The organism is Chryseobacterium sp. MMS23-Vi53 (assembly GCF_047651245.1).
Classification (GTDB): domain Bacteria; phylum Bacteroidota; class Bacteroidia; order Flavobacteriales; family Weeksellaceae; genus Chryseobacterium.
This window is the reverse complement of record NZ_CP180265.1, coordinates 1,299,493-1,321,529: the sequence shown is the minus strand read 5'-3', so window position 1 is coordinate 1,321,529 and position 22,037 is coordinate 1,299,493. Positions and strand designations below refer to the sequence as shown.

At 34.6% G+C, this 22,037-nt stretch carries 17 protein-coding genes; 6 read left to right on the top strand and 11 right to left on the bottom strand.

Annotated elements, in window-relative coordinates; genetic code table 11:
- Positions 1-152 precede the first annotated feature (152 nt).
- On the top strand, positions 153-1,265 hold the full coding sequence (locus ACKX2A_RS05805) for a 5-(carboxyamino)imidazole ribonucleotide synthase (protein ID WP_415328269.1): 1,113 nt from the start codon (positions 153-155) through the stop codon (positions 1,263-1,265).
- Between the two features lie 53 nt (positions 1,266-1,318).
- On the opposite strand, the gene ACKX2A_RS05800 is transcribed toward ACKX2A_RS05805, so the two are convergent.
- The 4 genes from ACKX2A_RS05800 to ACKX2A_RS05785 all read right to left on the bottom strand — a co-directional run bounded on the left by ACKX2A_RS05800 (position 1,319) and on the right by ACKX2A_RS05785 (position 4,062).
- Positions 1,319-2,149, bottom strand: coding sequence for a hypothetical protein (locus ACKX2A_RS05800; RefSeq protein WP_415328267.1), 831 nt, complete (start codon positions 2,147-2,149; stop codon positions 1,319-1,321).
- A gap of 70 nt (positions 2,150-2,219) precedes the next feature.
- Entirely contained in the window at positions 2,220-2,579 is a 360-nt protein-coding gene (locus ACKX2A_RS05795) for a hypothetical protein (protein ID WP_415328266.1), read from the bottom strand.
- 12 nt (positions 2,580-2,591) lie between these two features.
- Entirely contained in the window at positions 2,592-3,164 is a 573-nt protein-coding gene (locus ACKX2A_RS05790; protein WP_415328264.1) for a hypothetical protein, read from the bottom strand.
- On the bottom strand, positions 3,157-4,062 hold the full coding sequence (locus ACKX2A_RS05785) for a DMT family transporter (RefSeq protein WP_415328262.1): 906 nt from the start codon (positions 4,060-4,062) through the stop codon (positions 3,157-3,159). Before ACKX2A_RS05785 ends, ACKX2A_RS05790 begins: the two co-directional genes overlap by 8 nt.
- A 307-nt stretch (positions 4,063-4,369) precedes the next feature.
- On the opposite strand from ACKX2A_RS05785, the gene purE reads away from it, so the two are divergent.
- On the top strand, positions 4,370-4,873 hold the full coding sequence (gene purE, locus ACKX2A_RS05780) for a 5-(carboxyamino)imidazole ribonucleotide mutase (RefSeq protein ID WP_415328260.1): 504 nt from the start codon (positions 4,370-4,372) through the stop codon (positions 4,871-4,873).
- Between the two features lie 128 nt (positions 4,874-5,001).
- Here purE and ACKX2A_RS05775 read toward each other — a convergent pair whose 3' ends face one another.
- The 3 genes from ACKX2A_RS05775 to ahcY all read right to left on the bottom strand — a co-directional run bounded on the left by ACKX2A_RS05775 (position 5,002) and on the right by ahcY (position 8,710).
- The gene (locus ACKX2A_RS05775) at positions 5,002-6,576 is read right to left on the bottom strand and encodes a BspA family leucine-rich repeat surface protein (protein WP_415328259.1); all 1,575 of its coding nucleotides are present in this window, start codon (positions 6,574-6,576) and stop codon (positions 5,002-5,004) included.
- Between the two features lie 151 nt (positions 6,577-6,727).
- Positions 6,728-7,120 carry an inner membrane protein YiaA gene (gene yiaA, locus ACKX2A_RS05770; protein ID WP_415328257.1) on the bottom strand — a complete coding sequence of 131 codons (393 nt, stop codon included), beginning with the start codon at positions 7,118-7,120 and terminating at the stop codon, positions 6,728-6,730.
- A 273-nt stretch (positions 7,121-7,393) separates the two neighbouring features.
- The gene (gene ahcY, locus ACKX2A_RS05765; protein WP_415328255.1) at positions 7,394-8,710 is read right to left on the bottom strand and encodes an adenosylhomocysteinase; all 1,317 of its coding nucleotides are present in this window, start codon (positions 8,708-8,710) and stop codon (positions 7,394-7,396) included.
- Between the two features lie 547 nt (positions 8,711-9,257).
- On the opposite strand from ahcY, the gene ACKX2A_RS05760 reads away from it, so the two are divergent.
- Entirely contained in the window at positions 9,258-9,788 is a 531-nt protein-coding gene (locus ACKX2A_RS05760) for a HugZ family protein (RefSeq protein WP_415328253.1), read from the top strand.
- 292 nt (positions 9,789-10,080) lie between these two features.
- Positions 10,081-10,695, top strand: a complete 615-nt coding sequence (locus tag ACKX2A_RS05755) for a 4'-phosphopantetheinyl transferase family protein (protein ID WP_415328251.1) — start codon at positions 10,081-10,083, stop codon at positions 10,693-10,695.
- On the opposite strand, the gene ACKX2A_RS05750 is transcribed toward ACKX2A_RS05755, so the two are convergent.
- From ACKX2A_RS05750 to porU, 3 genes are all read right to left on the bottom strand, one after another.
- The gene (locus ACKX2A_RS05750) at positions 10,676-12,961 is read right to left on the bottom strand and encodes an FUSC family membrane protein (protein WP_415328249.1); all 2,286 of its coding nucleotides are present in this window, start codon (positions 12,959-12,961) and stop codon (positions 10,676-10,678) included. The two genes, ACKX2A_RS05755 and ACKX2A_RS05750, sit on opposite strands and share 20 nt — an antisense overlap.
- Before the next feature lie 249 nt (positions 12,962-13,210).
- Positions 13,211-14,374, bottom strand: coding sequence for a type IX secretion system outer membrane channel protein PorV (porV, locus tag ACKX2A_RS05745; protein WP_415328247.1), 1,164 nt, complete (start codon positions 14,372-14,374; stop codon positions 13,211-13,213).
- A 60-nt stretch (positions 14,375-14,434) separates the two neighbouring features.
- The gene (porU, locus tag ACKX2A_RS05740; RefSeq protein WP_415328245.1) at positions 14,435-18,331 is read right to left on the bottom strand and encodes a type IX secretion system sortase PorU; all 3,897 of its coding nucleotides are present in this window, start codon (positions 18,329-18,331) and stop codon (positions 14,435-14,437) included.
- Between the two features lie 164 nt (positions 18,332-18,495).
- Here porU and gldJ point away from each other — a divergent pair, with 164 nt between their 5' ends.
- A complete protein-coding gene (gene gldJ / locus ACKX2A_RS05735; RefSeq protein ID WP_415328243.1) occupies positions 18,496-20,094 on the top strand; it encodes a gliding motility lipoprotein GldJ in 1,599 nt (532 codons plus the stop codon).
- Between the two features lie 63 nt (positions 20,095-20,157).
- Complete coding sequence (locus tag ACKX2A_RS05730) at positions 20,158-21,429, top strand: UDP-N-acetylmuramoyl-tripeptide--D-alanyl-D-alanine ligase (protein ID WP_415328241.1); 1,272 nt, start codon at positions 20,158-20,160, stop codon at positions 21,427-21,429.
- On the opposite strand, the gene ACKX2A_RS05725 is transcribed toward ACKX2A_RS05730, so the two are convergent.
- Positions 21,422-22,033, bottom strand: a complete 612-nt coding sequence (locus ACKX2A_RS05725; RefSeq protein ID WP_415328239.1) for an NUDIX hydrolase — start codon at positions 22,031-22,033, stop codon at positions 21,422-21,424. The genes ACKX2A_RS05730 and ACKX2A_RS05725 overlap by 8 nt on opposite strands.
- Positions 22,034-22,037: the final 4 nt, after the last annotated feature.

Sequence of the window (22,037 nt, the reverse complement as noted above, 5' to 3'; positions counted from 1 at the left end):
AACCATAGCCCCGATTGTAACGGCATCCTTTTGTGTAGCGAAGCGAAACAAAAGATATAGTGAAAAGCGGGATAAAGCTCCTAAAAAAGTTTAAGCAAGTTTAAGGTTTTTAAATCAAAAAATTAAATCTAACAGAAAAAATAAAAGTAAAAATGAAAATAGGAATTTTAGGAGGAGGACAGCTTGGAAGAATGCTGATTCAGGAAGCGTTGAAATACGACGACGAATTTTATACACTGGATCCGGCTTCTGATGCGCCTTGCCACAATATTTCTTACTTTACACAAGGGAATTTCAACGATTATGAAACAGTTTTGAATTTCGGTAAAGATAAAGATGTGGTGACGATCGAAATCGAACACGTAAATGCAGATGCTCTTGCCGAACTGGAAAATCAGGGAATAAGAGTCGTTCCGAATTCTAAAATCATTAAAACTATTCAGCAAAAAATCCTTCAGAAAGAATTTTATAAAGCTCACGATATTCCAAGTCCGGAATTTGAAATCATGGACGGAAGTTCTGACGAAATTAAAATGCCATTACCTTTTGTTCAAAAAATGAATACAGGTGGTTACGATGGAAAAGGAGTTCAGGTAATTCGTACCAATGAAGACATGAAAAATCTTTGGATTCAGGATTCTGTGATTGAAAAATTGGTTGATATTGATAAAGAACTTTCTGTAATTGTAGCACGAAACGAAAACGGTGAAACAAAAACTTTTCCTGTAACGGAAATGGTTGCCGATCCGAAGTTAAATTTATTGGATTTTAATATTTGTCCGGTTTTCCTGACTGAGGAAATCGAAGAGCAAATTAATTCGATAACAGAAAAATTCTTAAACGCGATCAATTCTCCGGGACTTTTTGCGATTGAATTATTCTTGGATAAAGAAGGAAAAGTTTGGGTAAACGAAACGGCTCCGAGATTGCATAATTCCGGGCATCAAAGTCAGGAAGGAAATGCCAATTCTCAGTTTGAGCAGATGTATCGTGTGGTGAAAAACTTGCCTTTGGCCGATACAGACGCTATTATTTACAGCGGAATGCTGAATTTAGTGGGAGCTGAGGGATTCTCAGGAAAAGTAGTTTACGAAGGAATGGAAGATGTATTGAGACTGCCTGAAACTTACGTTCACCTTTACGGAAAAACAGAAACCAAGCCTGGAAGAAAAATGGGACACATCAATGTTTTGGCAGATTCCAGAGAGGAGCTGATGGAGAAGCTGGTGATGGTGAAAGGAATGGTGAGGGTGATTGCGGAGTAATTAGCTTTAGATTAGATATTGAAAAAGACTGCTTTGAGGCAGTCTTTTTTATTTTAATTACATTTATATTCAGCAAATCGAGGATATCCGTTCTCGTTGTATTCATAGCCACTTATTTCATAGCTTTCATATGGGGCAGTCGGGTTAGTTGGAGAATTGTTGGTATAAACTACTGTTTTTAAGTATTTCCTATGGTTATTTTTAGAGAGTCTTAAGAAGAAAATATCTTCAAAAGGAACATTTACGTTGGCGTATGGATTTTTGTAAGAATCGTAATTATCATATTTTGTTACTGTTTTAGCAGTTGGTGTACTTGCATTTATTTGTTCAATTACTCTTAGATTTCCATCGGCATCATAAGTAAGCGTTTTGGTGTTTTCATCATAAACATCTCCCCAACTATTAGTTGATTTTTCCGCTATCAAGACTATTTTATCATCAGAATAGGTATATTTAAAATTTTTAGTATAACTGCTGCCATCATTGTAATTACTTAAAACCCTATTCTTTTCAGATAATTTTCCCTGATTGTCATAAGAAATATACTCAATATATTGATTGTTGTAATAATCAATAGGTTCAATTATTTTTATGGGTTGACCTAAGGAGTTATACTCAATATTAATGGTACTTTTTAATTGGGGTGCATAAGTTGGTGGAAATTGACCGGGAGCGCTATTATCTACCAACGAATAATCCAACTTTTTTATAATTTTATTACCATCATAAACATATTCAGAAGTATAAAGTTGTTGTCCGGTAAGAGAAATATTTACTTTGTTGAATTTCGTCATGTAGCATTTCTGTTCCTGTACAGAGTCATCATCATTATTAGTACATGAAAATAAGAATAGTAGTGAAACTATTGCAAAGAGTTTTTTCATTTGAAAGGTTATTATTTTTTTGATGTGCAAATATATAAACTGCTTGGGAGAAAAAGACTATAGACTGATCTTATTTAAAAATTTTAGGATAATCAACAGTCCATTTTCTTTCTTTAGAATTCCACATGAGGTAAGGACCATCAAAACCTTCAAGGTAAGTGAGTTCATAGTTTCCTTTATTATCGGTTGTGTAATTAAGGTAAGATACGGAATCCTCGAACTTAAAACCTAATTTTTCTAATGCCTTAAAATTTTGGTTTTCAGGAAGTCTTCCATTTGTTTTTTGGTAAGTTTCAATATTTTGAATGATTTTATTTCCTTTTTTAATGTCGGATTTTCTTGTAACTTCGATTGGTAAATTCCAATAAGTTGTGATTGAAATTATAACAAGAACTATAAAAGAAATGATAATTAGTATAATTTTTTTCATTTTTGAATAAATTTATCTTAATAACTCTATTTCAATATATTTAAAATAATTACTCCTAACACTATTTGTAGTATCAAATATAATTGCAGAACCACCATTATTTATTTCATCGAGTATTATATTGCAACAAAATTCAATTCCTTGTAAATTTTGTCCTGCAAAATCAACAATTAAATTTTGAAATTTAGATAAAACAGAATAAAGACTTAATAATTTTCTTGGATTTCCGGCAAGCCAATTAACTTTTGTTTTTTTATTTATCCAGCTTATTTCGTAGATCTTTTCCGCATATAAATTACTAAGATTAGCATTCTTTTTTAGATATTCACCCACAGTAATCGGATGAAATATTCGTCGGAATTCAGATTCCCAAATATAGTCTACAAATGTAAGTGTTTGATAAATAGAAGTATTTTTATGTTTGATTTTACCAATGAAAATATCTTTTAAAAACATCTGAATATTAAAACTATGTTCATTATTAAGAAGTTTAATGACAATAGTTTCACCTTTCTTCAACTCAAAAGGAGGAATATAAAAACGTTGTGTTTTTATCCCATTACTTTTAATTATTAAATCACTCAATTCTCTGCTTTTTAAACATCTGCGGATTATAATTAATCACAAACACTCCAAAAATAATTAAAATTGCAGCAATAATAAATTTTACGGAAATTTCTTCATTCAAAATAAGCCAACTCAAAAATATGGAAATAATTGTATTAATGTAAGCTAAAATCGAAACCTGAACAGGCGAAACTTTTGTCAGCGCATAATGATACGCAAAAAATGCAGCAACAGAACCAAATATGGCAAGATAAAGCATTGCTCCTATACTTGTTGCACTCCAATTCCCAAAATTGTAGTTTTCAGTGAAACAAAATGCAAAAATAATCTGTAAAATCCCGGCAAAAGCAAATTGATAAAACAAATTCAGCGAAATATTTTTACTTTGAATATTCAGTTTTTTTGTGAAAATTGTTCCTGAAGCCCAACCCGAAATGGCGACAAATAACAAAAGAATTCCAAATCTGTAATCCGGATTGGCAAGATCTTTTATTCCGTCCCAAAAGATGAAAAGAATTCCTCCAAAACACATCAAAAGTCCGATCAATGCTCGGATTGTGAACTTTTGCAGACCAAGCGCAAGACTTCCAAGAAAGACAACGATAGGAGAGGTGGCGCTGATTAATGAAGTCAGACTACTCGTCAAAGTTTCTTCAGCCACAGTCGTCAATCCATTGGCCATAACCAGCATCAAAAAAGAAAAAACGATCTGGTAGCCTAAATTTTTCCAGCCTATCCACTCAAACTGTCTTCGGTAAAGAAGCACCAAAAGCATAATAATTGCCGCCAAAAACTGTCGGATTCCCGCTACAAACCAAGCCGGAATAGTCTCTACCGCAACACGGATTGACAAAAAAGTAGTTCCCCAAACAATGGCGACAGTGAGGATGGCAAAAGTCAGTTTGTAATCTTTCATTCAATGATGTAATTAGCAAAAATATATAATTAAAAACTGCATCGATGGATACAGTTTTTAAACTTATTTAGGTAACAGAATCAACTTTTGCGCCTTTTTCATTATTATTGAATTTCTACTATCGCTTTTGCTCGGGAATTCTGTTTTACATATTATTTAGAGGTTCATTATTTTATTTTAATCCGAATAAGTTTTTTAAAACAGGAAAAATTCAATAATAAAGTAGGCTGACGGTTAACAATTCAGAATCAAGCATTCACTCATCCGAACAAATTTCTTTATCTTTGAAATCTAATAAAATTGAAGAATGGTAGGAATAATTATGGGAAGTCAGAGCGACTTACCGATCATGGAACAGGCTGCAACTTTTTTGAAATCTTTGGACATTCCTTATGAATTGACAGTGGTTTCTGCGCACAGAACGCCGGAAAGAATGTTTGATTATGCAAAAACAGCTCAGGAAAGAGGTTTGAAAGTAATTGTTGCAGGAGCGGGTGGTGCAGCGCATCTTCCGGGAATGGTGGCAAGTTGTACGACTTTGCCCGTGATTGGTGTTCCTATTTTGTCGAGCAATTCTATCGACGGTTGGGATTCTGTATTGTCGATTCTTCAGATGCCGGGCGGAATTCCGGTAGCAACTGTTGCTTTGAATGGAGCTTTGAATGCAGGAATTTTAGCAGCAAAAATCATTGGAAGCGGTGATGCTCAGGTTGCGGAACAGCTTCAGAAATATCAGGATTCTCTGAAAGATAAAGTGTTGGGAACAGTAGATGATATTAAAGCTCAACATCCGAATCATTTTGATAAATAAGATAAATGAATTCTGAATAGTCAATTCGTTTTAATTATGAAGTTTTATTAATTTAAAATTGACTTTCGAAGAAAAATTGACGATTCGCAATTCACAACAAAAAGCCTCACATTTCGTGAGGCTTTTTATTATTTTTTAATGAACTTAAAACTTTGAAGTTTTTGTTTTGAAATAATTTGTAAAATATAATTTCCCGGAGGCAGCGTCTGAACATTAATATAATCCCTTACGAAGGAATCTTTCATTATAATTCTTCCGCTGACGTCGGATATAATGTAATTTTTAAGATCAGAAATGTTTTTCACAAAAATAACATCATCGGCGGGATTAGGAAAAATCATTGCAGAGGAATGAGCTACATGTTCTGAGGTATCTAAAAAACTGCATTCAGACATTGTATCACCTGTCATCGACCAACCTTTTGACAAAAGTAGAGATCTCTCATTGATTACAGCAGCAGAATATACCAGCGGACTTACACTTTGAAGATTAACGTTGTTGGAAGTACTGGGATTAAGCGCCCATCCGTAAATGATTTTACTGAAATTTTCACAATTTACACCTGAAGCATAGAACATATTGTCCGCAGAAGAAAGGACATCGAGTCTCCAGTCTTGCAAGGTTTGATTAAAGCTGGAAGCTTGTGAAAACATCGTATTCATGTCTATAACTTTGCTGGTATTCCACATATTGATGGGTTGATCGAAGGCTGTACAACCATGGAATAAATGTCCCATATTGATAACATTCGAAGTATCCCATTGATCAAGAGGTTGATTAAACGAAGTAAGAAAATGAAGCATGAACATCATATTGGTTACTTTCGACGTATCCCAATTGTTAAGAGGTTGATTAAAAGCAGTACATTCAGCAAAAAGATATGCCATGTTGGTGACATTAGATGTATTCCAGTTATTGATATTTTGGTTAAATACTCTTCTTCTTGTAAACATATAGCTGAGATCTTGTGCAGATGAAGTGTTCCAAGTTCCGATAGGGGGATTGAATGTATCATTTAAAACAAATCCGATGGGCGGACTACTAATATGACCAAACATATATTTAAAATTCTTAACATGCGAGACGTCCCAATTCTCCATCGATGGAGCTCCTTTAAAATTATAAGCATGGTTAAACATCAATGAAGCATCTTCTACAATGGAAAGATCGGGAGAATCTGTTGCAGTAAGCTGTACATTCATACATTGCGCAAAAGCATTATTCATAGATGTCCATTTTATATTTCCCCATTGTTCTATTTCAACTATTTTATCTGAGCTTCCTGAAGTTTGCACAAGTATGAAATCGATGATCGGGTTTGTTTGTATAGTATTGTTTGCAAATCTTATTTGTTTAAAATTTCCATTTCCGTTAGAGACTTTTACTCTGTATGTTGCGTCTTCAGCGACTGGATTTAAAGGTGTTCCAAAATAGATGAAAACACGGTCTGTAGAAGTAACATTCTCCATAAGGTCATTATGAGATGGAAATCCTACTTCTTCCCACGCAATCGTATAGTTTTCGCCAATTCCGGGAAACCAGATTTGTCCTTGCCCTGCCATATTGGGCATAATGGGATTTACAATCGGATTAGCAGTTGTAGCTGGTAAATTGGGCTTCCAAACGGTAATGAATTCGTTTTGAGCTTTTGTAATTTGAATTAAAAAAATAAACAGAAAAAGGGTTAATAGTTTTTTAAGCATATCAAAAAATTGTGAATTAATTATTGTAAAAATAAAAAATTCTTTAAAATATTAATTGATTTACAGATATAAATGTAAAACTTTAACAAAAACTATATGTTAAAATCTATTTTTAAATAAAAAACTCTCCAATTTGGAGAGTTTAAAAAATTTATTCCTGAATCATATTATCCCTTGTATTTTTCTGAACTGCAATAGCTCCGAAAAGAGCCAGTAGAAAGGCAAATCCATAAAATCCTTTTTCGCTGGGAAGAATGGTTGCATTCCAAAGTCCGATTGCTAATAAAACGATGGAAGAAAGGGTGGCAAACCAACAAATACCATAATAAATATCAGTTACTTTGATGTTTTCCAATCTGTCACGAACTGCTTTCTGTAAAGAAACCACGGCAAATAAACCGTATAATAAAATGGTGAAATAATAGCCTTTTTCGTTTAGTTGCATTTCAGCTCTCACAAGACCTACGATATAACCGATCATTCCTGCTCCCAATGCAATCCAGGATGCCGCAACGAATGCGTTTGATACATTTTGCTTTTTCATGTTAATGTTTTTGTTAAAGCTCCAAAGATATTAATTTAAATTAAATGCGAACGACAACTTAAATATTGAATTTTTATTGCATGATTGAAAAGTCAATTGTTAATTGTGAATTCATTTTATTGGTTCCGGGCGGCGCGGCTTTGCCGCGCCGCCCGAAACCAATAAAATAGCAAGTGCAGGGAGTAGGAAATAGCTCCAAAAACAAAAAAACTCCCCAAAAACTGGAGAGTTTAATTTATGTTGAAATCCTTCGACAAGCTCAGGAAGACAATTTTAGTATCTGTAATACTCCGGCTTGTAAGGTCCTTTCACATCAACACCGATATACTCAGCTTGTTCAGGAGAAAGAGTTTCCAATTCTACACTTAATTTCTTAAGGTGAAGAGCAGCTACTTTTTCATCTAAATGCTTAGGCAACATATACACTTCGTTTTTGTAAGCAGCAGAGTTGTTCCAAAGTTCGATTTGAGCCAAAGTCTGGTTAGAGAAAGAGTTTGACATTACGAAAGATGGGTGACCTGTAGCACAACCAAGGTTTACCAATCTACCTTCAGCAAGGATGATAACTTCTTTACCACCTTCCAAAGTATAGATATCTACTTGAGGCTTAACTTCAGTTTTTGTGTGACCGTAGTTTTCGTTCAACCAAGCCATATCGATTTCGTTGTCGAAGTGACCAATGTTACAAACGATAGCTTTATCTTTTAATTTTAAGAAATGCTCTTTTCTTACAATGTTGAAGTTACCAGTAGTCGTGATTACGATATCTGCGTTATCAACCACAGTATCTAATCTTTTTACTTCATAACCGTCCATTGCAGCCTGAAGCGCACAAATTGGATCGATTTCAGTTACGGTAACGATAGAACCAGCTCCTCTGAAAGATGCAGCAGTACCTTTACCTACGTCTCCGTATCCGCAAACTACAACTCTTTTTCCGGCAAGCATTACGTCAGTCGCTCTTCTTACAGCATCTACTGCAGATTCTTTACATCCGTATTTGTTATCGAATTTAGATTTAGTAACAGAATCGTTTACGTTGATTGCTGGCATTACCAAAGTTCCGTTCTTCATTCTTTCGTACAATCTGTGAACACCAGTTGTAGTTTCCTCAGAAAGTCCTTTGATATCTTTTGTGAATTCAGGGTATTTATCGAAAACCATGTTCGTTAAATCTCCACCATCATCCAAAATCATGTTCAATGGTTTTCTGTCTTCACCGAAGAATAAAGTTTGTTCAATACACCAATCGAATTCTTCTTCATTAAGACCTTTCCAAGCATAAACAGGAATTCCAGCAGCAGCAATTGCAGCAGCAGCGTGATCTTGTGTAGAGAAAATATTACAAGAAGACCAAGTAACTTCAGCTCCTAAAGCTACCAAAGTCTCGATAAGCACAGCCGTTTGGATCGTCATGTGAAGACATCCTGCGATTCTTGCACCTTTTAATGGTTGAGAAGGTCCGTATTCTTCACGGATAGCCATCAAACCAGGCATTTCTGCTTCAGCAAGAGTAATTTCTTTTCTTCCCCATTCAGCAAGGGTAATGTCCTTCACTTTGTAAGGAACGTATTGTGTTGTAGTACTCATATGTTAAATGAATAGGTTTTAAATTCAATTAATAAAGTGCAAAATTACAATTAATAATTTAGATAGAAAAATGACATTTTTTGGATTTGGGTTTGGCAGGAAGTTGGAGGTTTGAAGATGGGAGTTTTTAAAGTCACAAGAATGAATTTTTTGTTTACTTAGAATTTATTTAATTTTTTTTTGAAGCTATTTCCCGCTTTTCACTGTATCTTTTTGGTTACGGGCTCCGCTTCGCTCCACCCGCAACTAAAAAGGATGTCGTTGCAATCGGGGCTAGGGTAGCAGTTTTCCATTTGAAGAGAATAAAAATAACAACAAATTTTACCATCCAAAGTCGAATTTGCTATTCTCTCAATACTATATTTAGGTTCTTACAGAATGACAAACTTTGAAAATATTTAATAAAAGCAATTAAAAATTATTCTTGTGACTTTAAAAACTTCCATCTTCAAACCTCCATCTTCCAGCCATTTTACAAATATTTTACATAAGAAATTATTTTTCTTTATTCTAAATAAACTATTTTTGCAGAAATAAATCTTTTATTATGAATCATACAAATACTCAGGAAGAAGCACAGAAGCAAGCAAAACCACTTACTCCGAAAGTTAAAGAACTTATCGAGAGAACGAAAAGTGTAATTTTAGCAACGGTAGATGCAGAAGGAACGCCGAATTCTAGTTATGCCCCATTTGTTGAATTAGACAATACTTTCTATATTTTGGTTTCTTTCATGGCAAAGCACACAAAAAACCTTGCTGACGGAAGAAAAACTTCAATAATGTTTATTGAAGATGAGTCTGCTACAAAACAAATCTATGCTCGTGAAAGATTAACGATCGAAGCATCAACTTCTCAAGTTGAAAGAGATTCTGAATCTTGGAACACAATTGTTGCTCAATTAAAAGAAACTCACGGGAAAGTTGTAGATATCATCGCTGAAATGCAGGATTTCATCTTGATCGGACTTCATCCAACGAAAGGTTCTTATGTAAACGGATTCGGAAGCGCGTATTTTGTAGATCAAAATCTTGAAATCATGGAGCACAGAAACGATGTGAATCATCAATCTAAATAATTTGCTGGAAGCTGGAGGATTGAAGTGTGAGGCTTTTACAACTGACTGCTTTATTGTCCTTAAGCTTTAAAAATAATATAGAATTCACTTGAGTCTTTGGATTTAAGTGAATTTTTTTTGCTTAAATTTTTATTTGAATACAAACTTTTGCGGTCTGTTTGTAATGCTGAAAACATCTCAATTTTGTGCGTTCGAACATTACTTAGATACTTTCAGCATAACAAACTCTGTGTAAAAACTCCCATCTCCCAACCCGAATTTTTTCACTAATTTTGTCCAATAAATCAATTAAATGCCTCTTTACCGCGACTTTTCCGATGACAATGCTACGATTCTCGTATGGAAGTACGATGAAACTGAAGATTTAGATATTAATCAACTTCTAGAACCGGAAAATGCTGATAAAGTAAAAGATTATCACCCGAAGAAATTGTTGGAGGTTTTAATGGTGCGTAAATTACTGAAAGGTTTAAAGCCACATTCAAAAATTCTTTACAAAGAAAGAGAACCCTTTTTATCTCCAAAAGATGCTGAAATTTCAATTACACATTCTTTTCCGTTTGCTGCGATTGCGATTTCTAAAAATAAAATAGGGATCGATATTGAGAAATTTAATCCGAAAATTTTAAGGGTAATCGATAAGTTTACTTACGAAAATGAAAGAGGTTTCATTCCTTTTGATAATGAAGTGACTTTCTATACGATTATTTGGAGCGTGAAGGAAAGCATGTACAAAATTCATCATTCCAAACATTGGTCTTTGAAAAAGCATTATGATGTTCAACCTTTTGAATTAAAACACCTTCATCACATCAAATGCAGAGTTTATGATGACCAAATTTCGGATGAATTAAAGGCTAGAGTAGAGTTTTTCGACGATTATTGCTTTACGATTGTTGAGGAATAGGTTCTACAAAATCCGATTTCTCATGTGATTCGTTTCGATATTTTTCAATCACTTTTCGTTGTTCTTTGGCAACATCATAGATTAGCTCCAAAACGTCATGAATATTTTTAAGCTCCGTTAAATGTGATATTTTTTCGGGATCTCGAAGATCGTAGCTTTCATTTTCGATAAGCTCGGTTCTTCTTTTTAAAATTAAATCTTCTAATGACGAATCTTCGGGCTCGATTCGGCTGTCCATTTTTAGAACTTCATCGATTTTATTTCCGTTTAATAGATTGAAAACCTGTTGTAATTCCGCTTCGATTTTCTTGCTCCAACCTTCTGCATCGATTTCAGGGTATTTTTCATCATCCTTCACATATTGCGAAAGTGAAGCGGTATAAGCCGTAATAAGATGTGAGGTTGCCACAAACTGATGCACAACTTCCAATTTTTTCTGCTGATTTTTAGGTTCAGAAATCATTCTCTGGAAATTATCGGAAAGATTGGCTAATGAAATGATGGCATTTTTACGTTTCACTTTATAATCTTCTTCATCATAATGTTCTTCAAGAAATTTAGAAATCACATTTTGAAAATAGGCTAAATTGCATTCCGCCGTTTTTTTCATTAATTCTAAATTCTGTGTGTGCTCCCAAACCGGTAAAACGATATACGCAACCAATGAAGTAATGACTCCTGCAATGATAGTATCGACAATTCTGTCTCTAAAAATAATGTTTACATTTCCGGGACTTAAAAAATTAAAGCTCAGAAAGACATAAATGGTCATAAATAAAACTGCCCAGAAATATTTCCCTTTCAAAAAGCTGAAACACATTATCATACTTAATAAAAGTACGGTGAAAAGTACTTCGCCAACGTTTACAAAATGTAAGATTCCATAAGCAATGACGGCTCCTGCAATTGTTCCGTACAGACGAAGGAGATTTCTTTGTTTGGTGATGGAATATGCAGGTTTTAAGATCGCAACGATTGTAATTAAAATCCAATAGGTATGACCAATTCCAATAAACTGAAACAACGAAAATGCATACCCCAATAAAAGGGCAATCGTGATTCTAAGCGCGTGTCGGAAATGTGAAGACGAAAGCGAAATATTGTTTTTTAAAACTTTAAAATTAAGTTTCTCTTCATTCGGCATGAATTTCTTTAAATCCAATCCAGTGGAAAGGCTTTTTGCCAGTTTCACGTTTTGGGAAAAGACTTTATAAATCTCGTTTATTTCTTTTGTGATTTCATTGATTCGCATTAAAATTTGTCGCAAAATCATGAAATCCTCAAAGTTATCAGGCGAAATTTTTTTGTTTCTTAAATCAAAATAATTGTGATTCAGGCTTTTTAATTCAACATCCAGATTGAACATTGGTTTTGCTCTTGTTCCAATTTGAAGTGCGATTCCGATGTTGGTGATTTCTTCGGCCAATAAATTTAGATAATCATGAATATTGACTAAAATTTCAGAATTGTCAAAACTTTTCTGAAGTTTTTCGTAATCACTTTCAGAGGTCATCAGTTTTTCGTGCAGATCCATCGAATTCAGTAGCATCAGCATCAGCAAACGGCTTGTTGTCGTAGATTCGTTCACGATCACCCTTGTTTTGAAAACTGTTTCTCTGGTTTCTTCCTGAAGGTTTTTTATTTCAATCTGTTTGGCGATAACTTGTGTTGTAAGTTTATCAAAATCAGGATTTTTTTGGTAATAATTGGCTTTAATTTTTAGAAATTCAGCGAGTTGAAGATAGTTTTCTCCAATCATCTGACTTGCTAATTTATAAGGTTGAATCGTGGTTACAATTAAAAATATCAATAAAAACCAAGCACAACCTGAAGCGAAAATCAATAAGCTTTTGAAAATATTGGCTCCCGTTAAATGTCCGTCGATAAAGATCGCCAAAACAACCAGCGAAAGTGATCCGACTGCTGCTAATCTTTGTCCGTAAACACCAATTAATGAAAAGAACATTCCGAAAACGATGATTTCGCCGAGAACCAAAATTTTGATTTTCATGACTAAACTTGCAATAAGCGCCACAAAGACAAAGCAAATAATAGCAAAAGTTAAGGCATTTCTTCTACGTATAAAAGGTCCCGGTTGATCACAAAGTGCTACAAAGCTGGTTCCCAGAGGGAAAAGGAAGTATTCTTTTAAAATTCCGAAATGGGCAAGAACCAAACATGGTAAGACAGTGGCTAATGTAATCCTGATTGCAGAATACACATATTGGCTGGTTACGAATTTTTTGAGCTCCGCAGAATAGTTCATAGTGCAAAATTAGGTATTGGAAACAGAAATTGCCTTATAAAAATAAGACTTTTGTGAACATATTTTTTATTGTTGATGTTTATTTTTTTGTGAATTGTGGATTTTTCTTCGAAAGTGAATTGTGATTTTTGTTTTTGGAAAATAATTAAACCTTCAATGTTTCAAAAACCTTGAAGGTTTGGATTAGGTTGTGAATAAAAAAAGCCCCATAAAAAATGGAGCTTTGTATTTATAAAAGATAATTTTTAATTATCTGTCTACGTTAGATGTTTCATCACCGATGTTCCAGGTAAGACCGAAACGCAGTGTGTTATCCAAAGCAGTGTTGATTTTTGACATATTGATAAGGTAAGAAAGATCAAGACCGAAAGAACGGTATTTTAACCCGATACCTGCAGTCGCAAATTGTCTTGCTCCCTGCTCTTCACTTTCGTGGAAATAACCTGTTCTCACAGAGAATGCATTATCATATGAATATTCTAATGCTCCACTCATCATGATAGAGTTTTTGTTTTTGAAAGATTTTGAAATCCCCTGAATAGGTCCTACGTTTGGAACTTCGTAGATCGGTTGTCTAGTATTCGGATCCATTCCCACGTATTCTGAACCAGGAACTAAGATTTTTGAACCTTCAAAACTGATCCCAACTCGGTTCATATCATCTAGATACATATCATAACCAAGACCTAATCTTGCCATCGTTGGAAGGTAAGATCTCGATTCTTCGTTTCCTGTATAGTCTAATTTCGGACCTAAGTTTGTAATCGCAAAACCTCCGTTGATTTTACCATCCATATTTCCGAAGCTTGAAAATCTAGGAGATGTATAGTAACCTGAAACGTCTACTGCGAAAGAGTTTGCCGGCTTCAAAGTAGTATCTGTGTTGAATCCTCCGGCTAAATCTGAACGGATGAATCTACCAGTAACAGCCATCGAGTATGAATCGGATAATTTAAGACCGTATGCAACGTCGATAGAGAATTCGTTTGGTTTTGATGTACCCATCGAAGTTACTTCATTTCCTACTAATTGAGTCAAATCTACTTCACCCATATTAAAGTAATAGATACTCGCAGAGATGGTAGATCTTTCTTCCTGCCCTAAGAATTTGTGGAATGCTCCGTATAATAAAAACACATCATTGGTAAGTTTCGACATGTAAGGTGTGTAGTTTAACCCTACTGAAGAACTTGTTCTGCTGAAAGGATATTTCGCCGCGTTCCAGAATTGTGAGAAAGCATCAGGCGAGGTTACAACCCCCTGGTCTCCCATACCTCCGGATCTTGCATCTGGCGCGATTCTTAAGAAAGGAGCTCCGGTTAGAACAGGTCTTACTAGACTTAAATCTTGAGAATAGCCTAAAAAACCAGCACTTAACCCAATTCCTAAAAGCAGTTTAGTAGTTAAATTCATATGTTGTCTTTTATATATTATCAGTTTTTTGTTAATATTATTACTGTTATCGTTTTAAATTTATTTCAAAAGTACCATTTTTTCTACAGCTGTAGCACTTCCTTTGCATTTTTCTTGATTTTGACTTTTTGCAAATATCTTAAAAATATACGTACCTTTTGCTACTGTTGCCCCAAAATCGTCTCTTCCGTCCCATTCTATTGCCTGACGTGGCGTTCTAAAGCCCTGTAGGAAAGGTTCTGCAACCACAGGAGTAGATAAAGTTCTTACTAATTTTCCTGTAATTGTATAAATCTGAACATTCACATCCAAAATATCATCACAATTATGCTCAAACTGAATATACGTTTTGTTGGTAAACGGATTCGGCCAGTTCAGTGGTCTGTTGATAACCAAATGCTGATCGGCTTCATCCTTAACCTCAAAGTTTAACGTACTAGTTGTCGAATTATTGTTTATATCCCAAACTTTAAATGTTAATTGATGTTGCCCTACTGCAAGATTTCTGAAAGGATACGTTACATTTCCTTTTTGATAATCTGCCAAACTTGGGCTTACACAACCATTTCCTTCTCCTGAAGCGTAGAAGTCATTCAAAACAACAGTGTTGATAATTTGACCGTCCAAATATACAGTAATATCGTGACCAATACCAGAACCTGTTGAATTTATTCCTGTATCATCTGTAATACATGCCAATAACATCGGATTTTGGTCTGTAATACCTCCATCTGCAAAATTGGTGTTGTTCATGTACAATTTCACCTTTGGAGGTTCATTATCATTAATTCCATTTGGATTGATGTCTCCAACTTGTACCGCTTGGTTATTGAAAACATCTGTCGCTTTATTATCTGCATATCCTAAGATTCTACCTTCTCCGATAGCGTAGTTAATGTCTTTCGGAACATAGAATTCTACGTTAAATACACCATTCACAGCCGTTCCTGATGCTTTTACAATGGCACTTCCTTCTTCTGTATATTGAAGAATTGGAGTCAATCCACCGTCGTTATTAAGAGTAGATTTATTTAATCTCTTATCAAAAATATTAATGACAACTCTTCCGTTGAAAGTTGTATTAACAGTACCGTTTGGATTACTGATGTGACCTTTTACTTTTACAAAATCCAAACCTCTGATTAATCCCGGAACCGGAGTTTCGATAGCATCAATCGTTAATAATCTTTTTGGTCTGCTCAGCTTCATCGCAGGATCTCCAAGGAAATTTACCTTTAAGTGATTCGATTCTGCTCCTTTTTGTTTTTTAGCATTTAAATGAGCGTACCCTAAAGTATCAAAATCATCACTCGTTAATTTAAAAATATCCTGAGTGAATAAATTGGTAAAATCGATACCGTATCCAACAGCAATTGCACGGCTGGAGGTAATCATTGTAGCAGGTCCTCCTTGTTTTAATTTAATGAATTGTTCACCTGCAGAAGAGGTATCCGGATCATCCCAAAGTGTAAATTCACAGGTAATTGTCGATACAAACGGGAATCTGCTGTATACATTAGAAAAATTATTGGCATTTTGAATTTCATCCAGTGTTAAAACTCTTTCCTGCGCCCAGCCATTGATTCCACCATGTCCGAAATAGAAAAGATACAAACTGTTTCCTATATCATTAGAAATCGCCTGATTTACCTGAGGATATCTTTGTCCACCTGCTGTACTTTGTGCCTGAAAAGCATCCAAATATAATTTTCTTACATTATATTCTTTAAGAGTCGTTGTATTGGTTTCAAAAACTGTCTGCAAAGAATTATTCATGACAGTATGGAAAGGAACTCCACCATCATTGTCATCATCCACAACGAAATCCACCTTCATTCTCCATTCTCCGAAAGGAGTAGACTGACCGGATAAATTATTATAATATGCCAATGTTTTATCAATCATATTCGCTGCTTCCGTTACGTTTGCCGCAGGAAGTCTTCCCACAGGTACATCCGGAAGATTGTTGGTGATAAATTGCGTTGTCTGAGGCTTAGTCATTACAATATAATCATCCGTAACGTAAGAATTGATCACATCCGCAGATTCTTCACTCTGATAAGACGATACAACATTGGTGTTATTGGAAATTCTGTTTTTATAATCGTAAGAAGTATCTCCTAAAAGGAAAACATATTTTAAACTTCCAAGTGGGGTATTCAATTTTGTAACGAAATCTCGGATTGCGGTAAGATCTCTGCTCCCGCTTCCGAATTCATTATAAATTTTGTCTGTGTCTACAACCTGTACATTATAATTGTTTTTTGTTTGGTGATAGTTGGCTAATCTCTGAGCCTGTCCCATCATTTCAGGAGTTGTAATAATCAGATAATCTACATTTTGCAATGCTGAAAGATCTTGATTATTAATTCTTCCAACAAATTGCGGACTGTAAGCTGCATCTGCTTTAAAAGCAACAAACTCATTATTAAAGTTTTGATTTGATGCAGTGTAGGCAAAATTAAAAGTAGCATTACTTCCTGCTTTATTTACCCTTCTGTTGGCATTGGTAATATCAGTAACATCCCATACTTGCTCTGCAGAACCCGCATTCGCAAGACTAAATCCGTACGTTGTATTACTTCCGCTTAATAAAGAAAAATCTCTGAAATTCATCTGAGTTCCGTTGAAACTTAAATTATCTTTATACTGAACTTCAAAATAGTCCGGATAAAAAGTTCCGTTCGGATTTACCGTAATGCTTGGCGTTAGATTGAAAGTAAGCTGGGTTCCGCTCAGTCCCGTTACAGTTCCGGAATAGTTGGCCGGATAGAAATCATAAATTCCTCCCGAGTTATTTGCAGGAATCGGAATTGTTGCCGCATTTTGATTATTAATATTAAAGCCAATGGTATTTTGCTGGGATTTGTAACCTACTACCTGAGCTCCGTATCTGATGACATCACCTCCCTGAATAGGCGAGGCTAAAGTAAAAGATATTGTTTTATTCGTCGTAAAAGGAGCATCTTCTACCCAGATTCTACCAACTTTCATCAGGTTTTTCTGATCATTGTTAATCACCTGATAATTGTCGAATCTAGTAATAAGTGGAGTAGCAGGTAAATTGATATCAACCGGCTGCACTCTTTTTCCCGGGCCTTTATCGAAATTAATATAATAATATGAAACATCTTCGTAAATATTTTTTACGTTTTCGCTTCTGTTACTTCTTGTATCAACTCTCTTAAAACCGTTTCCGTTTGAAGTATTATAAAGGTTATATCCATTCGGACCTTGAGCGTAGAACAAAGCATAATCGTTATCATTCCAAGTTCCGTCATCTTCTCCTACAACCTGAATGGCGTTTTCCTGTAAAGCACTATATTTTACATCCTGATTGTACTCAGGAAGCATTAAACCTCCATTTCCATAAATTCTAAAATTCTTCGGATTTACAGAAGAAGGATTGATTCCGTTATCCTGTAAAAACTGTCTTGTAATCTTAAAAATACCAGATTTATCTACCTTAATTTTATAAAAATTTCCGGTTCCAAGAGGATTATTGGCAGTTCCGACTTTTAAAGTGCTTCCGGAATTGATGGAAGAACCACTTTCAGAAATTTCAAATGAAGATAATCTTTGTACCCTACCGTTTACTTTCTTGAATAAAGCAACATTGATGCTTGCATATCGCTGCCCGTCAAGATAATAATAGTTGATGTCATTAATATCATAGCTCGGAAGAAGGTCTTTGCTCATTTCGAAAAGATCTCTTCCTGAAATATTTTCCCAAACAGGATTAGAAATTTTCAATTGCTTTTCGCCAATCTGTTGTTTTGTAGATATAAAAATGTTATTTTGGCTGAATGAAAATCCTTGATTTTTGAAATTTGGAAGATTAATTTTTGTGTCACCAAAGTCTTGAATTTTTGATCCATCCCATTCGATGGTCATTCTTTGACCCCAAAGTGCTGACGCAGAGATTAATAAGGATAAAAGCGTGATTTTTCTTCTCATGTTTATTATTGAAATTTCTAAATTACAAAATAAATGAAAATTTTATAATTAAATTGTGATACAATAAAATTAATTTGTTAACGTTTTTCAAAAAAATCAAATCTTTATTTGATTTATTGAATAATTTATTTTTTCTTTGTACTTTGAAAATATTTATATCGACTATGAAAAAACTACAGTTGTTTTCATTAATAGCATTAAGTTCTACACTTGCATTAACCAGTTGCGGAGGATCAAATAATGGCGGCGGTACTAAAAAATTTGTCAGCAAAACAGGTTGGAAACCAAACGAGAAACAAGGTTGGTTTTTTGCAGGAAAGCAACAAAAGCAGAAGGGTTGGCCGGGAATGGTATATGTAGAAGGTGGAACTTTTACAATGGGATTAGTGAAAGATGATGTTATGCACGATTGGAATAACTCACCGCGCAGAATGCAGGTAAGTTCGTTCTTTATCGGAGAAACAGAAATTACTAACTACGAATACCGCGAATACCTTACATGGTTGAAGTACGTATTCCCTCCAAGTGATCCTAGCTTTAAGGATATCTACAACGGTGCGTTGCCAGATACTTTATTGTGGGACAACAAATTATCTAGAAATGATTACAACGAGACGTATTTCCGTTCTCCTGAATTCGATTACTATCCTGTAGTAGGAGTGTCTTGGACTCAGGCAAACAGATACTGTGAGTGGTTGTCAGACAGAGCAAACGAGAAAGCTTTAATGCAAGCCGGTATCATTGCAAAAGATTTGTATATCAACGAATCAAACAATCAAGGTGGAACTGCATTCAACATGGATAAATTCAAATCGAATGATCCGGAAATGCAAGGATATATTAATGAAAAAAGAATGCAGCAAAAGAATGGTTTGAAAACTACAAACCAAAGATTATTAGCTGCTAACAGAGCTCCAAGTGCTGCAATGGTAACGAAATTCAGACTTCCGACTGAAGTAGAATGGGAATACGCAGCTTTAGGAATGGCTAAAAACAGAGAATACAACCAATATAAAGGTAAAAAACCTGAAATTGAATTGTTGAGAGGTACGAAAGGTAGAGACAAAGGTATGTTCCTTGAAAACTTCAAGATGGGAACTGGTGACTACTCTGGTATCGCAGGTTGGAAAAATGACGGTTCGGCTAGAACTTCAGACGTAAGACAATATCCATCAAACGACCTAGGTATCTATGGTATGTATGGAAACGTTGCTGAATGGACTGCTGATATTTACAGACCTATCATCGATGAAGATTTCAGTGATTTCAACTATTACAGAGGGAACGTTCCTGAAGTTGTAGTAAAAAATGGTGACGGTACTTACAAGACTGTTGACGAAACAAGCATCAAGTATGACACTTTAGCAGATGGTAGATTGGTTTACAAGAATCTTCCAGGTCAGTTTGAAAGACAGGCTATCGCAGATTACAGAAACTATAGAGATGGTGATAGAATGTCTTCACTAGACTACAGAACAAATTCAGATTCTGCAGATTCTTCATACAATATGTACAATGCTCCAAAATCGAGATTTATCGTAGATGCTGCCGGGAAATTGGTAATGCAGAGAGATAAAGGAGAAAGAACTTCTGCTATGACGAATGATATCAGAGTTGTAAAAGGTGGTTCTTGGCAGGATACAGCTTATTGGTTGGATCCGGGACAAAGAAGATATAAGACGGAGAACAAAGCTTACGGATGGATCGGATTCCGTGTTGCGCAAGATGCAAGAGCAAGCGACAAGACTAGAACGAGAAGATAATATTTATCAAAATAATTTCAAAAAAACCTTCCAATCTTTGGAAGGTTTTTTTATTTTTGAGCTATGAATATAGAACAGTTTTATCCACTATTTTTAAGATCTGAAAAGGTAACTATCGACAGCAGAAAAATCGGAAAGAATGATATTTTCTTTGCTTTTTCGGGAGAAAATTTCAATGCGGCGACATTAGCTGAAAAAGCGATTCAGGAAGGTGCTTTGGCTGTAATTGTAGAGCAGAAGGATTTTGAAAATACTGATAAAAACATTTTCTATGTACCTTCAACATTAGAATTTTTGCAGAAATTGGCTGTTCATCACAGAAGACAATTGCAGATTCCTGTTATTGGACTGACTGGAAGTAATGGTAAAACGACCACGAAAGAAATCATTCATGCTGTCCTTTCTGAGAAATTCAATGTTCAATATACTTTTGGAAACCTTAATAATCATATCGGAGTTCCATTAACAATCCTTTCTATTAAGCCTGAACATGAAATGGCAGTGATCGAAATGGGAGCTAATCATCAAAAGGAAATCGAACTTTTAAGTTCAATTGCTCAGCCAAATTTTGGATATATTACCAATTTTGGGAAGGCACATTTGGAAGGTTTCGGAGGTTTTGAAGGAGTAATTAAAGGTAAATCTGAGTTATATGATTATCTTAAAAATAATCAACAAACAATTGTTGTTAATGAAAATGATCCTATTCAGGTTCAAAAAACAGAAAATTATTCACCTAAGATTACTTTTGGAAAAGAAAATTCTGATTATCAATTTGAATTATTTTCTGAAGAACATTTTGTTGGTTTAAGCTATCAAAACGAAAAAGCTGTTTCAAAATTAACCGGTGAATATAATTTTACCAATCTTTGTGCTGCAGCAAGTCTCGGACTTCATTTTGGAATTAATTTCGATCAAATTAAAAGTGCGATCGAAAATTATACACCAACAAATATGCGTTCTCAAATCGTAAAAAAAGAAGGGAGAACTTTAGTTTTGGATACATACAATGCCAATCCAAGCTCTATGACGGCTTCTTTGAACAACTTTATCACGTTTGAAGGTTCAAAAACAATCATTATTGGTGATATGTTGGAATTGGGAGATGAAAGTGAAAAAGAACATCAAAATATACTGAAACTAGCTCAGGAATTAAATTTTAATGAAATTATTACAGTCGGAAAAAACTTTAAAAATGTAAATTCCTCTAGAACGGCTTTTGAAAGCACAGCAGAATTAATAGAATATTTAAAATTAAATAAAATTCAGTCTGAAAATATTTTATTAAAAGGATCGAGAGGAATTGCTCTGGAAAAATCGATTGACTTTATTTAGTCTTCGAATCCCAGAATTCTTTGATAATCAGTTTGATATTTTTAAATGTGCTTGGGAAAACTTCATCCTCGATCTGGGCAGTAGTTTTCCAAGCAACCTCAGTGATTCCTTCCTCTATTTGCGGAGTCGAAGTGTCTTCACCGTTAAAATTCATTTCAAACCAATGCGTGCATTTCAGGACTTTGTCACCGTTTCTTTCAATATAAATATGATATGTTGTGTTGATAAATTTTACCAATTCAACGTCTTTTAAACCTGTTTCTTCCTCGATTTCACGGACAGCAGACTCTTCACGGGATTCGCCTTTCTCCATTTTTCCTTTTGGAAGATCCCATTTTCCCAGTCTTTTAATGAAAAGAATTTTACCATCAGGATCGTTTACAATTCCTCCTGCCGCTTCAATAATTCTAAATAATTTTTGAAATTCTGTCCAAATTTCATCAATATTTTCGCCAAAAACATTCAATTCGTTTACAGATGTATTTTCCAAAAGATCCAAACCGATCTCCAGCGTTGTGACGTTTTGATAGTCCAGCGATTTTTCTAAGTTTTCAGATTGCTTAGACAATAATAATTTTTTTTCGTTCACAAAAACTTTATACATATAT

Excerpts from the sequence above, each read along its gene's own strand:
- ACKX2A_RS05805 (WP_415328269.1), top strand. The coding sequence starts at position 153 with ATGAAAATAGGAATTTTAGGAGGAGGACAGCTTGGAAGAATGCTGATT.
- ACKX2A_RS05800 (WP_415328267.1), bottom strand. The coding sequence starts at position 2,149 with ATGAAAAAACTCTTTGCAATAGTTTCACTACTATTCTTATTTTCATGT.
- ACKX2A_RS05795 (WP_415328266.1), bottom strand. The coding sequence starts at position 2,579 with ATGAAAAAAATTATACTAATTATCATTTCTTTTATAGTTCTTGTTATA.
- ACKX2A_RS05785 (WP_415328262.1), bottom strand. The coding sequence starts at position 4,062 with ATGAAAGATTACAAACTGACTTTTGCCATCCTCACTGTCGCCATTGTT.
- purE (WP_415328260.1), top strand. The coding sequence starts at position 4,370 with ATGGTAGGAATAATTATGGGAAGTCAGAGCGACTTACCGATCATGGAA.
- ACKX2A_RS05775 (WP_415328259.1), bottom strand. The coding sequence starts at position 6,576 with ATGCTTAAAAAACTATTAACCCTTTTTCTGTTTATTTTTTTAATTCAA.
- yiaA (WP_415328257.1), bottom strand. The coding sequence starts at position 7,120 with ATGAAAAAGCAAAATGTATCAAACGCATTCGTTGCGGCATCCTGGATT.
- ahcY (WP_415328255.1), bottom strand. The coding sequence starts at position 8,710 with ATGAGTACTACAACACAATACGTTCCTTACAAAGTGAAGGACATTACC.
- ACKX2A_RS05760 (WP_415328253.1), top strand. The coding sequence starts at position 9,258 with ATGAATCATACAAATACTCAGGAAGAAGCACAGAAGCAAGCAAAACCA.
- ACKX2A_RS05755 (WP_415328251.1), top strand. The coding sequence starts at position 10,081 with ATGCCTCTTTACCGCGACTTTTCCGATGACAATGCTACGATTCTCGTA.
- ACKX2A_RS05750 (WP_415328249.1), bottom strand. The coding sequence starts at position 12,961 with ATGAACTATTCTGCGGAGCTCAAAAAATTCGTAACCAGCCAATATGTG.
- porV (WP_415328247.1), bottom strand. The coding sequence starts at position 14,374 with ATGAATTTAACTACTAAACTGCTTTTAGGAATTGGGTTAAGTGCTGGT.
- porU (WP_415328245.1), bottom strand. The coding sequence starts at position 18,331 with ATGAGAAGAAAAATCACGCTTTTATCCTTATTAATCTCTGCGTCAGCA.
- gldJ (WP_415328243.1), top strand. The coding sequence starts at position 18,496 with ATGAAAAAACTACAGTTGTTTTCATTAATAGCATTAAGTTCTACACTT.
- ACKX2A_RS05730 (WP_415328241.1), top strand. The coding sequence starts at position 20,158 with ATGAATATAGAACAGTTTTATCCACTATTTTTAAGATCTGAAAAGGTA.
- ACKX2A_RS05725 (WP_415328239.1), bottom strand. The coding sequence starts at position 22,033 with ATGTATAAAGTTTTTGTGAACGAAAAAAAATTATTATTGTCTAAGCAA.